The sequence below is a fragment of the Microbulbifer variabilis genome (assembly GCF_052467165.1).
In genome coordinates, this window is sequence record NZ_CP174301.1 from 2,823,535 (window position 1) to 2,839,339 (window position 15,805).

Below are 15,805 nucleotides of genomic sequence, written 5' to 3' on the forward strand. Positions count from 1 at the left end.
TTTTCTAAATATTCAATACTCCGGCACTCCCATAAGATCCGTTCAGGAACTAAGTATTAGCGACTTCAATTGATTTAAAGCGCTGCGCCAACCTATCTGCAAATTCACCCACACGTCTGGGCTGAGCGCGACTCGGTGGAAAGAGCATTTGCAGCGGTATTGCGGAGGGTGTGTACTCGCTTAACAACCTAACCAACCTCCCAGCTCGGATATCCGAGCCGACATCCAGCTCAGATTTCAAAATGATACCAAGTCCATTCAAGCACCACTGTCGAGCTAGCTCACCGTCATTGGTAATCCGGTCTCCCCGCACCGTGACCGCTCTTGAAACTTCACTTTTCTGTCCTTTAACCTCTTCTCTGAAGCGCCAGCTATTGTCCAGATTCTCCCCAAAGCGCATTACTAAGCAGTTATGGCTTGTTAAATCTTCAGGCTTTTTCGGAGAGCCATACTTTTCCAGGTAGGCCGGAGAGGCACAAACAATACGCTGCTTACTGCCTAAGGTTCTGACCCGCAGTGAACTGTCAGTGATGGATCCAAACCTCAACGCGACATCTATACCCTGACCAACGGTATCTACATAGCCGTCGGACAGCAGCAATTCTATCGAAACCGCCGGATGGTCCTGTAAGAAACGGTCTATTTCGGGCGCAACAATTGCCCTCCCAAGGTCACAGGGTGCGCTAATCCGTATCGTTCCCGAAAGGGTTTGCGCCCCCAAGCGGATACGGGACTCCAGGTCCTCAACTTCGCCAAGAACCAACTTGGCTCCCTCAACCAGAGTTCGCCCCTCGTCGGTGAGACTGATCGCCCGCGTGGTTCGGTTTAACAAGACGACACCAAAATGAGCTTCTAGGGCCGCAAGACGCTCAGATACTGTACTGGAGGAGAGGCCCGAGTCACGTGCAGCGGATACAAGACTGCCTTTCTCGACAATCTGAAGAAACAGCGAAAGGTTAGCAAGAAGCATTGTACGTCTAAACCGGATATTCATTTCGATAAATGACAGTTTATCCGGCAAATATAGGAGACCACAATACTCCTATCAGCAGTTACTACTATCCGGTCAGCAACGCATATTGCAGGGAGATGAGATATGGATAAAAGCATTCGTATTGGTCACATCGCATTGTCATTCCATGAGGCCAGCGCTCTGGAAGTCGCCAAAATTCTTCAATCTTATGGCCACGAGGTGAGCTTCAAGTCTGCCTCTCACGAGGCCGCTTTCGACATGTTAAATAAAGGGGAAATCGATCTACTGGCTTCGGCATGGCTGCCGTCCAGCCACGAGATCTACTTAAACCCCTTCCTTGATCAGGTAGAAAAAGTGTCTGTGCTTTATGAGCCCTACTGTATTTGGGGAGTTCCTGAGTATGTGCCTGAAGAAGCGGTTTCCACTATCGAAGATCTTTTGCATGAACCGGCACTGAACCGTATGGAGCGATTGATACAAGGTATCAATCCTGGAGCCGGCATCAGCCGTTTTTCCGCAAAGATGATCCAGGCATATGGGCTCGACAAAGCCGGTTACGAATTTCGCCCCGGATCTGAGGAAGACTGCTTCGACCGGTTTGAGCAGGCAGTTGCAGAGAACCGGTGGACTGTCATTCCTCTATGGCATCCACAGTTTCTACATAACCGCTACACCATCCGTGCCCTCAAAGAACCCAAAGGGCTATTGGGCACTCAAGATGAAGCGACCCTTATCGTCCGCAAAGATGCCAAACAGAGAATTGGTGATGCTGCCATGGCAGACCTCTCACAGCTTTACATTGGCAATAGCAAATTGAGCGCTTTAGAGGACGAGCTCCGCACACGATCAAAAACCCAATAAAACCTCTCGAAATTCAAACTTGGAAAGTTAAATATGAAATCTCTGAACAGTTTAATTGCTGCATTTGCCCTACTCGGAATTGGCAGCGTTGCATCCTACTCGAGCTATGCAGTTGAGTCAGGGGCCCTGCAGACGGTTACAGAGTTTACGGACTCCCGTGCGGCGGGCGTTACAGTCACTCCCAGTGGTCGAATTCTGGTAAGCATGCACCCTTTGGATGCACCAAAATTGAAAGTGATGGAAGTAATGGCCAACGGAACCAAACAGCCATTCCCCAACCGCGATTGGGCCGATGGGCCAGAAACCGGTAAGGTCGGTTTTACTTCAGTTATTGGCATACACTCCGACAGTAAAGGGATTGTCTGGATTTTGGATATGGGTAGTGAGAATTCCCCCACTCAATTAGTTGCCTGGGATAGCGTAAATAATAAATTGCACAGGCAACTGGAAATTTCTAGATCTTCACTACTCACCAACTCTTTCCCACAAGATTTTGCCCTGGATGAGAAGCGTCAGAAAATTTATATCGCTGATATGTCTTTTGGTAACTTCAACGGCGCTACTAAACCGGCGATCATTGTAGTTGACCTTAAGACAGGGCAGTCACGACGGGTACTGGAGAGCGCCGATGCTTTTATGCCCCCCAACCAGGATGTCGTGATTGATGGCGTACTGTTATCAGCAAAAACCAAAGAAAATTCCAGTAAAAGCTTACGCTTTGGCCTGAACCCCATAGCATTGGATGATCAGGGTGAGTGGTTATATTTCGGCACCTTAAGTGGTAATACCCTATACCGCTTACCTGCAGCACTACTGGCTGACCATAGAATTTCCAATAAGAAGCTTGCCTCTAACATTGAAGAATTTGGACCAAAGAATCCAAGCGATGGCATTGTGATGGCACCGGGGAATGGGATTCTCGTTACTGACCTGCAAAATAATGCGATAGGTTTAACCACAAAAGGCGATTATAAAATTCTGGTGCAAGACAAGCAGCTTTCATGGCCCGACAGCTTGGCAGTAAGCAACGGCTGGGTTTATATCACTCAGGATCAACTGCACCAGCACCCGGCCTTCAGTTCAGGTCTTGGTAACGCAAAACCGCCCTACAAGCTGATGCGCTTCCGCTATATGCACTAAAGCCACCCTCCCCACCAATTACTCATTTGGTGGGGACTTTCCTCTTACATTTCACTATCTACGTTCTGTCTTATCAATTACCAAGCTAAATTTAAAAACTAACGTCTAAAGAGATTCACCAGCAAACTTAACACCAAACTGATAATAATCATGGACACGATGGGAAAGTAAAATCGTGTACGTCCGGACTCAACGCGGATATCTCCTGGCAGACGCCCAAACCAGTTAAACAGCCCGGGCGCAAAATGCAACAGCACACCAAGGACCACCAAGATAAACCCTGCAACAATCATCCAGCGGGCCATTTATCCCGCCTCCTCAAGCTATTTCAATCAGTGGAAGTCTAAACCGACGTATATACATTTAAGCGTAATACTGAGGGCGCTACTCATACAACCCTGCCGCATCTATTGGAAGCCTCACCGCTGATATACTTCAAGAGTTTCCGCCCACCGACTACCCCACTTCCAGAAACATTTTTCAGGAGGCAAAGTGAGAAGGATCTCAATCGCGACAACAGTTGTACTTATTTACGCAATTATCGCAAGTAACTGTTTTGCTGATACACGCATATCCCGCGGTGCGATTCCTGTCATTGATAATGTAAAGCTGAGCCAGGTAGCTGGCCCTATCGAATATCCCTGGGGTATTGCACTGCTGCCGGATGGCGCTTTATTGATCACTCAGCGTAATGGAAAAATACGCACCATAAAAGATGGCAACCTCTCAGATCCCGTAGACTTTCCCGTTCAGGTTTACTTTGAGGGCCAAGGCGGCCTCCTGGATGTGGCAGCCAGTCCCAACTTTGCAAAGGATAATTTGCTCTTTTTCAGTTACTCAATCGGCAATACGCAAGACAACCGTCTTGCCATCGGCCGAGGCAAGTGGCAGAACGACACTCTACAAGACTTTGAGGAAATATTTAAAGCCGCCCAGGGGAAAACAAATGACCGGCATTTCGGTTCACGATTTGCATTCCTACCCGATGGTACTCTGTTGGCGACCATCGGCGATGGAGGAAATCCCCCGCAGGCATACCTGGATATATTTGCACGCGAACAGGGGCAAAACCTACATACGCATTTTGGCTCTGTAATTCGTATCAAGCCTGACGGCTCAGTACCTGACGACAACCCCTTTATTGATATGAAAGGCGCCCAACCGGAAATCTGGAGCTTTGGCCATCGTAACCCCCAAGGGCTCGCCATTGATCCAGAGACTAAAGTGGTATGGTCGAATGAACATGGCCCCGCCGCGGGCGATGAACTGAATCGACTTGAAAAAGGAGCCAACTTCGGCTGGCCACGGGTCACTTTTGGCAGGGACTACCGCGATGGCTCAAATATCTCCTTCAAAATTGCCGATCCGGAATTTGTATCCCCTATTCTTGCCTGGATAGATACCCATGCCCCTGGCGGCCTCACCGTATATACAGGCAAAGCCTTCCCTCAATGGCGTGGACACCTGCTTTCAGCAGGATTAGTCACTCAAGACTTAAGAGTCATTGACCCCGAGGGCGATGCGCTTACCGGTGAACAACGCATCGTGATTGGCGAGAGAGTCCGCGACTCTGAAATCGGGGCAGATGGTACCCTCTATGTGATCACCGATGGCCCTCAAGGCAGGTTACTGCGTATCGACCCCGATCAATAAGAGAGCTGGCAATCACCAACGGGAAGTAAATTCCGCTTCCCGTGTTTGCCTTTCCATAAGAGCTAAAGCCGCCATAGAATAGCTGACAATTAAAACAAAAAGGCTATCAACTATGCGACTTTCCCGCGTTCTGGCTGTAGCACTCCTCGCCGCTTCGTCTGTCAGCGCCCAAGCTGTAACAGTGATACACAATTTTTCAGGCTATCAAACCACCGATAAAGCCCTGATCCAGTTCAGCGCCATGGCCTTCGATCAAGGGAAGGTATTGGAAACTGGCAGCATTACCGAGCTGAATAAGAAGTATCCTGATGCAGACAAGATTGATGCCAATGGCAAAACTCTACTACCCGGTTTAATTGATGCCCACGGCCATATGTTGGGCCTGGGCCAGCTCAATACTATGCTGGACCTGCGCGACCAATCACTGGAGGAAGCCCTGAAGTCCATCAAGCGCCACGCCGAACACTTGGCGCCCAATGAGTGGCTCCTAGGAAGAGGCTGGAATCAGGTCACCTGGCCAGGCAAACAATTTCCCACGAGCGACCAATTGGATGCCCTGGAAATTGATCATCCGATCTGGCTACGGCGGGTAGATGGCCATGCCGGTTGGACCAACGCCAAAGCGCTGCGTCTCGCCGGCGTAGATAAAAATACCCAATCGCCGGAAGGCGGTGAGATTCTGCGGAATAGCAAAGGCGAACCTTCAGGCATCTTGATTGACAATGCAATGGGTCTTTTACAAAAGGCCATTCCAGCCCCCACTCTCACCCAAGAAAAGAAATCCCTACAGAATGCCTTCGCCAAGGCGCTCTCTCTGGGCCTTACCAGCGTGCATGATGCAGGTATTAACGAGAAAACTCTTAACGCCTATAGAGAACTATCTAAAGAAGGTGCTATCCCCATGCGGATGTACCCTATGTTGTCAGTAGACAGCCACAACTATGCCAAATTGCTAAAAGCCGGCCATATCGGCGGTCCCGAAGATCGACTGTATATGCGCAGTATTAAGTTATCGGCCGATGGTGCCTTGGGCAGTCGTGGTGCAGCGCTACTGGAACCCTATCACGATCGTCCATCGGAAAAAGGGCTTCTACTCTACCCAGAAACCAAAATGCTCTCTCTGCTTAAATTAGCTACCGATAACGATTTTCAAGTGAATGTCCATGCCATCGGCGATAGAGCCAACCATATCGTACTCAATCACCTGGAGACACTGGATAAGGCTGAAAGCCAGAAGCAGCTTCGCCACCGTGTGGAGCACGCACAGGTCATAGAAGTGAAGGATATTCCTCGCTTTACCCAGCTTAATCTGATTGCCTCGATGCAGCCCACCCATGCCACCAGTGATAAAAACATGGCTGGTGATCGTTTGGGAGAGAAACGCCTGATCGGTGCTTACGCCTGGCAAACCCTATTAGATCAAGGTACACCAATCGCTGCCGGCTCCGATTTCCCTGTAGAGCCCGCCAATCCCCTTTTCGGACTCCATGCAGCAGTAACCCGCCGTGACCGCCAGGGAAATCCCACTGATGGTTGGCGCACCGAGGAAGCAATGACCCTGGAGCAGGCGCTACGTGCATTCACCCTTGACGCAGCCTATGCCAGCCACCAGGAGAAAATGATTGGCAGCCTTGAAGCTGGAAAATTCGCAGACTTTATTTTACTGGACAAGAATATCTTTGAGATAGACCCTCAAGAAATCTGGAAAGCAAAAGTAATGGAAACCTGGGTTGAGGGGGAAAGGGTTTATAAAACCACTTTCTGATAAGAATAATGGGCTTTTCTTAACAGCAGTGGCTTAAAGTACTTTTTTGAAGAACTACCTTTGCAATAAGTTACAGTAAGCACTCAAGAATTTTAGGAAGAGCCCGCAAACGACCTAAAAAAGCCAAATGCTATAGCGTAATGAGCAAACTTGTTTTCATGTATAATCTTAGGTACTCTAAATTCGAATACCCAGGTCATTTCTACTTCAGGTTCCAGGCTTACCTAGTCTTTGACTCAGCGGCCAGGCCATCTCATAAAAGCCTACCTGGATTGTATAAAACCAAAAGTATCAAAATCCACTTTAATCCCCCCCCAAAAAAATAAATCTAATTATTAAAAACAGAATTTAAAGGTAAGTGATCAACAACTAACTTCATCAAATATCAGATCTAGATATTACTTTGGACATATTGCAGATAGCAACCATCTTGCCATACATCAAAAAGCTCAATAACAGTTTGTCTGTAAGAAAAAGCTGACTTACCACCTTCAAAAGATTATCAACAGATGAAAATAGCCCACCAGATTACAGGATATTCAGATGGGACCTTTTAACAAGTGGCCGACAGTGATAGAGTTTGCTGGTCTCCAAATGATTTCCATTTGATGATAAAATCTGGGGGATACATTGAACCCCTTAATATGTTCAATGTAAGTACACAAGGAAGAAAAAATCGTGCTAGATGTCACAACCGCTTTTTACTCCCTCAAGAATTGCAATAAAACTGCAGTGTGTTCTTTGAATATAAAGCCAGTGATCAGCCACGATATTAAATATCTTTACTACCACCAACCGATCCTACACTCTAAAAACAGTGCAATTCTAAGCAACAAATTTCGGTTCTTATAAAATATTCATACATTTGCAAAATGTTTACATCCTTTTTTACAGTCGTTAATCAGAAATCTATTTAAACATCTTTCAAAAGCCTGAGTACACTAAAGTATGGATAAAAGATATCAAGTTTTTGTCAGCTCAACCTATGTTGATTTAAAAGAAGAGAGACAGAAAGTTCTTCAGACCCTGATGGAAATGGATTGTATCCCTGCTGGAATGGAGCTATTTCCTGCAGCAGACGAAGAACAATGGGAGTTCATTCAGAGAGTTATAGATGATTGTGACTATTACCTGCTTATAATTGGTGGTCGCTATGGATCAATAGCCGATAACGGTCTTAGCTATACTGAGAAAGAATTTGACTATGCTGTTATCAAAGGAATCAAAGTTATTGCTCTATTACATGACTCCCCTGAATTACTACCCAGAGCAAAGACTGAAAAAAGTGAAGAGCTTGAGAGAAAGCTAAATAAATTTAGAGAAAAAGTTAGTAGTGGGAGACTGGTTCGATTTTGGTCAGACCCAAGGCAGTTACCAGGCGAAGTCGCCCTTAGCTTAAATAAAACAATAAAAATATTCCCCTCTACAGGATGGGTTAGAGCTAATTCAACAGCCTCACCAGATTTACTTATAGAACTCAACAATTTAAGAAAGCTAAATGATTCACTCAAATTGCAACTCGAAAACCTAAATAGAAGCTCGTTTATTATTCCATTATCCGACTTAGCAGATTGGCATGACTCTATTAATATAACAGGAACTTACTCTGTTAACGCAAGTAGTATCAATTATGAAATACTTGATAAAACCTGGAAAACAGAGACTACATGGAGTAAATTATTCTCAATCATCTCACCATACTTGACGCGCTCACCACATGAAAATTTAGTAAGCAATTTCATTGCAACTGAATTTAATAGATCCACATCAAGTAAACTGAATGCCTCAGATTTCAAAGTAGATCAACAAGTATTATTCTCTATACGAGTTCAATTTATAGCGTTAAGCTTGATATCTATTGATAGAGATGGAAACTGGCTTTTGACTGAAGCCGGAAATAATAAGATGATCGAATCCAGAGTTTCTCGAAGAGTGCATCCAGAAGAGCTAAGTACTTGATAAGCATATTAGCTTTACTCCCAATTATTAATCACAGATCCAATGCTTCACACTGCCAACCCTTTACGATGCTACTACTAGCTTTCCCAGGAGTGGCAGGAACAAATTAAGTAATTTGACACTTTGGTATTGATGTACTTATATCTTTGCTTATCAATCCTAAATAGCTGCGTTTTCCATGATAGAAGACAGCCCAACCCTCAAGCTACACCGTAACTTTACCCGCCCATCTCAGGCCGACATAAATGTGTTACGCAATACGCCAACAGAATTTATTGTCGACTGTATGGATGGTCGCGGATCTCTACACCATGCTATTAAACCGATATTACCAATGGACTCCTCAATAGTCGGTATAGCGGTCACCTGCGAATGTGGCCCTGCGGACAATCTTGGTGTTCTGGGAGCGCTCGACGTAGCGCAACCTGGTGACATAGTGGTTGCCTCAACAGATTCATATACTCAAACAGCGGTAATTGGCGATTTAGTGCTGGGCATGATGAAAAACAAAGGGGTGATAGGATTTGTCACTGATGGGTTGGTTCGAGATTTAGAAGGAATAGAACGTCTTTCACTTCCTGTGTTTTGCAAAGGGGTTACACCGAATTCACCAGCTAGAAACGGCCCGGCATCAGCTGGCCTCCCTGTAAACCTTGATTCAACCCATATCTGCTCAGGTGACATTATTATTGCAGACCGAGCTGGAGTTATTGTCGTACCCTTACAGCAATTGAACGCCATAAGCAGTAAACTCCAAAAAGTAAAAAATGACGAAGCAGCTTTGCAGCAAGCTGTAGAAACTGGCCTAACCCTACCCCCCTTTTATAAGGAAATCGTTAATGCTGGCAAAGTTGTCGAACTTGATAAGTAACTTTGCCATAAAAGATCCAGCAAAAAAAATTACTGGGAAAGGGGAGCCTCTTCAAGCATTGACAACGATAACATACCCTAGTGCACGATATGACAATATGAAGTATCAAAATACGATTGAATATACTCAAATACCAGAAAAGGATGTCCCCCTCTCACTTTTACTTGAGGCCGACCCATCCAAAAAACATATACGCTCCTATCTGCCAGGTTCCTGGTGCTTTGCAGCCATTGACACTAACCATATTAAAGGCATTTGCGTTGCAAATAGAGTTGATACATTCATTGCGGAGATTTTCAATATTTCTATTTCCCCAGAGAAACAAAAACAAGGAATTGGCACTAAGCTCCTGGAATTCTCACTTTCGGAACTAACCTCAAAAGGAATCCATAGAGTTGAACTCGGCACAGGCACTTTTGGCTATCAGTTAACTTTCTATCAGCGCCATGGCTTTAGAGTGGAAGCTGTCATCAGGGATTATTTCCTAAATAATTATGATCAGCCAATTTTTGAAAATGACTTGCAACACAAGGACATGCTTAGGCTCTATATAGAATTAAACAGCTAAGTTGAAACCCATACCATCAGAAAACCTTAGATTCAAGATCTTTTTCACTGGAAGAGCTCAAGCCAATATCGTTGACATCAAGAATATATATTTTTACTAAAAAGTGCGGAATTAAGGATAGTTTATCTATTTTACTTCAGAAGAAACGTTTTCAAATTGAACCAGATAAAACTATTGCTCAAACAAGCATTCAATAATATAGTTTCTCTTTAAGAATCCTGTGATAAAATAGCACACAATGCGTCAAGCCATGTTCCTCATTAAAGCCACTACTGCTTGGATTGTCATGGTTATGGCTGCAATTGCAAATGGATTTTTTAGAGAGAGTATTTTAAATCCATATTTGGGAGAGAAACTATCTTTACCAATAAGTGGATTGACTCTATCAGCACTTGTATTTGCAATAGCCTACAGGGCTGTAAAATATTTTCAGTTAGATTCTATAATTACCTGCTTTATACTTGGTTCACTTTGGGCTTTTCTCACATTTTTGTTTGAGTATGGTTTTGGTTACTACATACAAAACATGACCATCGATGAAATCAATCAAGTTTTCAATATTATGAGCGGCAATCTATTTATTTTTGTTATTATTACAGCCTTGATATCACCGGTTGTACTTGCAGCTCGAAAGAAGGGATCAAAGGAAACTCCGAGTTAAGCCGGATATATTTTATCCTAGCCATATTTTCATCTGCCATTTCCAGCAGCATTAGCTTTCGCTTCAACAATATTGGTTAAATTCACGACAATAGAACTATCTAAATTACAATAGATATAATACCTCCCCTGCTATTTATATAATCAACTTATAAAACAACCTGGATGCTGGCAGCTGGCCTGAAACTCTGGTCAGCTGGAAAGATTGGCCCTATAGCAGCAGGACGCATATGATCCAATACAATCGGGATTATTGCCGACCTACTTGTTATACCCTGGCCATACGTTTGGTCAACTTATATTGTTAAAACAAAATTATTTCACCATGGCTCAACTCATGGCTCAACTACTATAGGAGCACAAGTGCTAGATTCACAGAGCCTGCTGGAGGGCCCGAAAAAACTGCTGCTTAACTCCTGAATTTTAATATCCCGTTCAGGCTTGCATATAAACTCACGCCCCCCTTATTGGCTTACGAATTATTTATTTGCGAGTCAAATATTTCCATATGCCACATATAAAAAAGCCGCATCAAAAGATGCGGCTTTTTCGTGAACGAGCTATTGAAACTAAGTTCTCAGCCTTCCTTTTTCTTTGGTACCGGGAAACCACGATCACGCATCAACGCTTCGATATTGGCGTCACGGCCACGGAAAGCGCGATAAGCATCTGCGGGGTCCACAGCGTTACGCGGTGCAAACAGGTGTTCAACCAGCTTGGCAGCAACGCCCTTGTCGTAAAAACCACCTTTAGATTCAGCAAACGCCTCAGACGCATCAGAGGTCAGTACATCAGCCCACATATAGCCATAGTAACCGGCGGAGTAACCCTCACCAGAGAAGATATGACCAAAGTGCGGCGTGCGGTGGCGCATTACCAGCTCCTTCGGCATACCCAGTTTGTCCAGTGTTTCACGCTCAAACTTGTCGGGGTCGATACCTTCAGGATTAGCGGTATGGAACTTCATATCAATCAAGGCAGAAGCCAGGTACTCAGTAGTGGCGAAGCCCTGGTTGAATTTGGCTGCTTTCTTGATCTTGGCTACCAGATCAGCAGGGATCGGCTCGCCAGTTTTGTAGTGCACCAGGTAGTTGTCGATTACCGCATCGGTGGACAGCCAGCGCTCCAACAGCTGAGACTGGAACTCGGTGTAGTCACGTACACCGCTGTTCAAGGTTGGGTAGGTCACATTGGATGCGAGGAAGTGCAGCGCGTGGCCAAACTCATGGAAGAACGTCTCTGCATCATCCCAACTTACCAGTACAGGCTCGCCGGGTGCGCCTTTGATAAAGTTGGAGTTGTTGGACGACAGTACATTCTTCTTGCCATCAAAGGTGGAGTGGTCACGATACATAGTAGCCCAGGCACCGGAGCGCTTACCTGCGCGAGCGAATGGGTCCAGATACCAGAGGCCGATATGCTCGCCACTGGTCTTATCGTTCACTTCCCAGACTTTAACGTCTTCATGGAATACCGGCACTGAGCCTTCTTTTACCGGGGTGAATTTGAAGTTAAACAACTCACCAGCCACGTAGAACATAGCTTCGCGCAAGTTGTCCAGTTGCAGGTACTGCTTCACTTCATCAGAGTTCAGGTCGTACTTGGCTTTACGAACCTTCTCCGCGTAGTAGCGGTAGTCCCAGGGCTCAATGGTGATATTGGCTTTTTCGGCATCGGCTACGGCCTGCATATCAGCCACTTCTTCTTTCACTCGGGCAACTGCTGCTGGCCATACTGCCTCCATCAGCTCCATAGCGCGCTCAGGAGTCTTCGCCATACGGTCCTGCAGACGCCATTGAGCGTAGTTATCGAAGCCCTGCAGGCCTACTCGCTCATCACGCAGCTTCAGGATTTCAGCGATGATGGCGTTGTTATCGTGCTGATCGCCATTGTCGCCACGGCTGTAGTAGTTGGTCCATACTTGCTTTCGCAGCTCGCGATCATCGGAGTAAGTCAGGAATGGGTCCATAGAGGAGCGGGAATTGGTAATCGCGTACTTACCCTTCTCGCCTTTCTCTTCTGCCAGCGCTGCGGCAGCTGCAACAAAGGACTCCGGCAGGCCGGCCAACTGATCTTTGGTCAGGAAGATATCGTAGCCTTCCTCATCCGCCAGCACGTTGTTGGAAAACTTGGTGTAAAGCTCCGCCAGGCGCTTATTGATCTCAGCATAGCGCTCCTTGGCTTCACCTTGCACCGTGGCACCGTTAGTAGAGAACTGGGTATAGATCAGCTCAACAACACGTTTTTGTTCAGCATCCAGATCCATCGAGTTACGCTGGTCGTAGATGGCCTTGATACGATTAAACAGAGCTTCATTCTGGTAAATTTTGGACTCGTAATCAGCCCACAGAGGTGCCAACTCCTGTTGGACCTTACGAAACTCTGGAGAGGACATATTAGCGGCCCAGATTCCGTAGTAAGCAGTAGCACGGCCCAATTCGGCGCCGCCGCGCTCCATCGGCACGATAGTATTGGCAAAGGTGGGCTTGGCTGGGTTGGCAGCAATGGCCTCAAGTTCAGCCAAATTGATCTCAATGCCCTTCTCAATCGCGGGCTTGAGATCTTTCAGGTTCATCTTGTCAAACGCAGGTACACCACCGTAGGGACCAGTCCACTCAGCAAGAAGCATGTTACTGGCGTGCTCTGGAGTTACAGCCATGGACTCTTCAGCTTTCACAGTGTCTTTAGCTACCTCAGCCTGCTTTGCCTTTTCACCACAACCGCCCACAACCGCCAGGGATGCGGCTACGGCTAGTGCGATCATTGTCTGACGCATTTGCTATCTCCTCTAAGATAGAGTTTTGTAATAGTTTTAAGGTCGAGAGTTTAACCCCAGATGCCCCACCCAGGCCAACTTTACCGCCTCAGATGCCTGAAGCTGCGGTAAACAGAGAGATTTCCACGACAACCTCCAACACCTGATCAACCTATGAAACGCCGCCCAGGCAAGTACTCCGTCTGCTTTCTTGATAACGACTTTTTAAGTAAATAGTTTATAATGCATCAAAAGTATGACTTTATGGTCAAATAGCTGATCCGTTATCTACCAAAGAAGCCTCAGGCCTTCTTTGTACCCATCAAATGTCAGTACAAAGCCTCAGCTCCCGCTCAAAGAAGGAAGAAGCAGGCCTGATATCTCCTGATTACACAGCGAATCGCACCCCCGGGCCTTAGAGAGGTTAATTCAAGAAGATTTATACACACTGTACATAACACACTGTTAAAGAAGTTACTTCCGCCATTAAAGTGCAGGGTCTTAATATTTATTAAAAGTGAAGAAGCCTTACCAGGCAAAACAATCCCAGTTCAAAGATTCAATGATCGATATAAGTGAATAAATTAAAAATCGAGTATTAAATCTCAAATTAACATTTAAATAACTCTAAAAAGAAAAACTAAATATCCCACAATTTTTCATCGGAATAAGGAGCCACTGATAATAAAAATGTAGTGCTAGCTCATACCATCTTTGATCTTTATGACCCATTCGAATCAGAGGTATGAGATTCTTCAAACAACTGGGCGAATAATGTGTTTCTCACCCGAAGCCCCAAATGCGTAAAACAACCACGAAAAAGACTTTCTATTTGAGTAAAAAAACTTCCTTAACAGTCACAAACGCGACTTTAGCTGTAATCACGCTTGTGACATGCTACATCAATATTAAAAATAATTATTAGCTACGCAAGTCCTCAATCACAACACCCATATTTCGAGCCTCTTCCTCATGCAGCATTTCTCTCCAGGGCTCCTGCAGCGCATCTGAGATCCATTTTTTCATAGAAGGTAAACTTAGCAACTGATCAATATACTGTTTAGCTGCATTACTAAATGGCAACCCATAGTTCTGTGCGCGGATAGCAACTGGCGCAAAGAAGGCGTCCACCGCTGTAAATTCTCCCCCGGTAAGGAAAGGCCCACCAAATCGCTGCAAGCCTTCCTGCCAAAGCTCATCAATGCGACTAATATCTTTCTGTAGTTGCGGTGGAATCTCAACCAGCTCCACAATCAAACCACAATTCATAGCGCAGATGTTCCTTAAAACCGAAAAACCAGAGTGCATCTCAGCGCAAGCACTCCGTGCCCAGCTTCTTGCCAGTCTATCGATGGGCCAAACCTGCGGAAAATCTTCTGCAACATACTCCACTATGGCAAGGGAATCCCAAACGGTAATATCGCCATCAATCAAACAGGGCACCAATCCAGTAGGGGAAAAACTATGGAATTTCTCCCAGCTTCCCCCCTCTTCAAAAGTCGCCAACTGCTCATTAAAGGGAATTTCCAGGTGGTGCATTAACAACCAGGGCCGCAGTGACCATGATGAATAGTTTTTATTTGCTATAAACAACTGATACATTCGCTTTCCTTAGTAATTAACAATAAGGCTCCAATAGCCACGGTTTTGTCATTTAGAATTGCTTCTGCCAGCTGGCCAGCATTGCCATAGGCGGCACAAACTCAGATTCCTCTAGATCTCCACACCAATTCCCAATATTCTTACCCAGCTCTATAAAGTTTTTCAATGATAGATTACAAGCAATTGCTGCCATCAGCACATCGGCCAATGTATGGTGAAAATTATAATTTTCTTTTGCCTGATACTTCCTACCACTAAAATAATCCAACCCTTGATCATCCCGCTGTGGCTCTCGATTAAAGTATGACATCGCAATTTGTGAAGGGTTACCTTCTTCATACATATTCAAAACAGGATGAATCTCCTCCATCAAAAGATAGCCGCCTGGCTTCAGCAGCGAAGCACAAATACGCATAAATCGCTTTAGGTCCGGCATCCAGTTGAGTACGCCAATGGTAATAACTGCAAAGTCAAATTGACCAATATGCTTTTCTGGTAACTCGTAGATGTTAGAACATACAATCTCCATACCTGGATATCCCGCGGCTTTTGCCAGAAGCTTGGCTTGATCGACAAAGGCTTGAGATCCATCAATACCGACGCAGCGGCCAGCTCCTTTCTTTTTTATGGATATCAGATCTTTTGCATTGTTGCAGCAAATTTGTACCACTGATTTTCCGCAAATATCATAACCACTTACTAATGTATCGAAATCCTTCTCCAAAGCATTAAATTTAGAGTCTGAGACTTGTTCGAGCAGCTGCTTATTGACTTCCCAATGAATGGAGCCGGCCTCATCCCAAGAAGCCAGCGATTTGCCTACAAAGAATCCAGTTTCTTCTTTCATTTTATCTAGTGAAAACCAGTTTTTAGACGGATTAAAAATATACTGAGAATTTTAGGGACAGCCAATACCATACTCCTTACTCTTCCCGTTACACCAAATTAAATTTATAAAGCACCTAATACAACCTTCCCTATTTGATAACACACCAACC

The 15,805-nt window shown here is 45.3% G+C and carries 13 protein-coding genes; 8 read left to right on the top strand and 5 right to left on the bottom strand.

Annotated features, from left to right (window positions below; all coding sequences use genetic code 11):
* Nucleotides 1–49: 49 nt before the first annotated feature.
* The gene (locus ACJJIP_RS12465; RefSeq protein WP_444945260.1) at nucleotides 50–970 is read right to left on the bottom strand and encodes a LysR family transcriptional regulator; all 921 of its coding nucleotides are present in this window, start codon (nucleotides 968–970) and stop codon (nucleotides 50–52) included.
* Between the two features lie 126 nt (nucleotides 971–1,096).
* Between ACJJIP_RS12465 and ACJJIP_RS12470 the strand changes: the two genes are divergently transcribed.
* Nucleotides 1,097–1,834, top strand: coding sequence for a glycine betaine ABC transporter substrate-binding protein (locus ACJJIP_RS12470; protein ID WP_020414947.1), 738 nt, complete (start codon nucleotides 1,097–1,099; stop codon nucleotides 1,832–1,834).
* Between the two features lie 33 nt (nucleotides 1,835–1,867).
* Nucleotides 1,868–2,974, top strand: a complete 1,107-nt coding sequence (locus ACJJIP_RS12475; protein WP_444901802.1) for an L-dopachrome tautomerase-related protein — start codon at nucleotides 1,868–1,870, stop codon at nucleotides 2,972–2,974.
* Nucleotides 2,975–3,072: 98 nt separating this feature from the next.
* Here the strand turns inward: ACJJIP_RS12475 and ACJJIP_RS12480 are convergent, their stop codons facing one another.
* Nucleotides 3,073–3,279: a DUF2905 domain-containing protein gene (locus ACJJIP_RS12480; RefSeq protein ID WP_020414945.1), complete on the bottom strand. Its 207-nt coding sequence runs from the start codon at nucleotides 3,277–3,279 to the stop codon at nucleotides 3,073–3,075.
* A 187-nt stretch (nucleotides 3,280–3,466) separates the two neighbouring features.
* Between ACJJIP_RS12480 and ACJJIP_RS12485 the strand changes: the two genes are divergently transcribed.
* From ACJJIP_RS12485 to ACJJIP_RS12510, 6 genes are all read left to right on the top strand, one after another.
* A complete protein-coding gene (locus ACJJIP_RS12485; protein WP_020414944.1) occupies nucleotides 3,467–4,627 on the top strand; it encodes a PQQ-dependent sugar dehydrogenase in 1,161 nt (386 codons plus the stop codon).
* 112 nt (nucleotides 4,628–4,739) lie between these two features.
* Nucleotides 4,740–6,392 (top strand): amidohydrolase, encoded by a 1,653-nt coding sequence (locus ACJJIP_RS12490; RefSeq protein WP_444945261.1) that lies wholly within the window; start codon nucleotides 4,740–4,742, stop codon nucleotides 6,390–6,392.
* A 948-nt stretch (nucleotides 6,393–7,340) separates the two neighbouring features.
* Nucleotides 7,341–8,351 (top strand): DUF4062 domain-containing protein, encoded by a 1,011-nt coding sequence (locus ACJJIP_RS12495; RefSeq protein ID WP_444945262.1) that lies wholly within the window; start codon nucleotides 7,341–7,343, stop codon nucleotides 8,349–8,351.
* 178 nt (nucleotides 8,352–8,529) lie between these two features.
* On the top strand, nucleotides 8,530–9,222 hold the full coding sequence (locus ACJJIP_RS12500) for an RraA family protein (RefSeq protein ID WP_444945263.1): 693 nt from the start codon (nucleotides 8,530–8,532) through the stop codon (nucleotides 9,220–9,222).
* Nucleotides 9,191–9,790: a GNAT family N-acetyltransferase gene (locus tag ACJJIP_RS12505; protein ID WP_353375150.1), complete on the top strand. Its 600-nt coding sequence runs from the start codon at nucleotides 9,191–9,193 to the stop codon at nucleotides 9,788–9,790. The genes ACJJIP_RS12500 and ACJJIP_RS12505 overlap by 32 nt, the downstream gene beginning before the upstream one ends.
* A gap of 238 nt (nucleotides 9,791–10,028) precedes the next feature.
* Nucleotides 10,029–10,451: a hypothetical protein gene (locus ACJJIP_RS12510; RefSeq protein ID WP_444945264.1), complete on the top strand. Its 423-nt coding sequence runs from the start codon at nucleotides 10,029–10,031 to the stop codon at nucleotides 10,449–10,451.
* Nucleotides 10,452–11,027: 576 nt separating this feature from the next.
* On the opposite strand, the gene ACJJIP_RS12515 is transcribed toward ACJJIP_RS12510, so the two are convergent.
* The 3 genes from ACJJIP_RS12515 to ACJJIP_RS12525 form a co-directional block, all read right to left on the bottom strand.
* Complete coding sequence (locus ACJJIP_RS12515; protein WP_020414938.1) at nucleotides 11,028–13,226, bottom strand: M3 family metallopeptidase; 2,199 nt, start codon at nucleotides 13,224–13,226, stop codon at nucleotides 11,028–11,030.
* A gap of 900 nt (nucleotides 13,227–14,126) precedes the next feature.
* Nucleotides 14,127–14,807 (bottom strand): glutathione S-transferase family protein, encoded by a 681-nt coding sequence (locus ACJJIP_RS12520; protein WP_353375147.1) that lies wholly within the window; start codon nucleotides 14,805–14,807, stop codon nucleotides 14,127–14,129.
* Nucleotides 14,808–14,859: 52 nt separating this feature from the next.
* Nucleotides 14,860–15,654: a class I SAM-dependent methyltransferase gene (locus ACJJIP_RS12525; protein WP_444945265.1), complete on the bottom strand. Its 795-nt coding sequence runs from the start codon at nucleotides 15,652–15,654 to the stop codon at nucleotides 14,860–14,862.
* Between the last annotated feature and the right edge of the window lie 151 nt (nucleotides 15,655–15,805).

What these genes read in the sequence shown, in the direction of transcription:
- ACJJIP_RS12465 (WP_444945260.1), bottom strand. Translation starts at nt 970, where the DNA reads ATGCTTCTTGCTAACCTTTCGCTGTTTCTTCAGATTGTCGAGAAAGGC.
- ACJJIP_RS12470 (WP_020414947.1), top strand. Translation starts at nt 1,097, where the DNA reads ATGGATAAAAGCATTCGTATTGGTCACATCGCATTGTCATTCCATGAG.
- ACJJIP_RS12475 (WP_444901802.1), top strand. Translation starts at nt 1,868, where the DNA reads ATGAAATCTCTGAACAGTTTAATTGCTGCATTTGCCCTACTCGGAATT.
- ACJJIP_RS12480 (WP_020414945.1), bottom strand. Translation starts at nt 3,279, where the DNA reads ATGGCCCGCTGGATGATTGTTGCAGGGTTTATCTTGGTGGTCCTTGGT.
- ACJJIP_RS12490 (WP_444945261.1), top strand. Translation starts at nt 4,740, where the DNA reads ATGCGACTTTCCCGCGTTCTGGCTGTAGCACTCCTCGCCGCTTCGTCT.
- ACJJIP_RS12495 (WP_444945262.1), top strand. Translation starts at nt 7,341, where the DNA reads ATGGATAAAAGATATCAAGTTTTTGTCAGCTCAACCTATGTTGATTTA.
- ACJJIP_RS12500 (WP_444945263.1), top strand. Translation starts at nt 8,530, where the DNA reads ATGATAGAAGACAGCCCAACCCTCAAGCTACACCGTAACTTTACCCGC.
- ACJJIP_RS12505 (WP_353375150.1), top strand. Translation starts at nt 9,191, where the DNA reads ATGCTGGCAAAGTTGTCGAACTTGATAAGTAACTTTGCCATAAAAGAT.
- ACJJIP_RS12510 (WP_444945264.1), top strand. Translation starts at nt 10,029, where the DNA reads ATGCGTCAAGCCATGTTCCTCATTAAAGCCACTACTGCTTGGATTGTC.
- ACJJIP_RS12515 (WP_020414938.1), bottom strand. Translation starts at nt 13,226, where the DNA reads ATGCGTCAGACAATGATCGCACTAGCCGTAGCCGCATCCCTGGCGGTT.
- ACJJIP_RS12520 (WP_353375147.1), bottom strand. Translation starts at nt 14,807, where the DNA reads ATGTATCAGTTGTTTATAGCAAATAAAAACTATTCATCATGGTCACTG.
- ACJJIP_RS12525 (WP_444945265.1), bottom strand. Translation starts at nt 15,654, where the DNA reads ATGAAAGAAGAAACTGGATTCTTTGTAGGCAAATCGCTGGCTTCTTGG.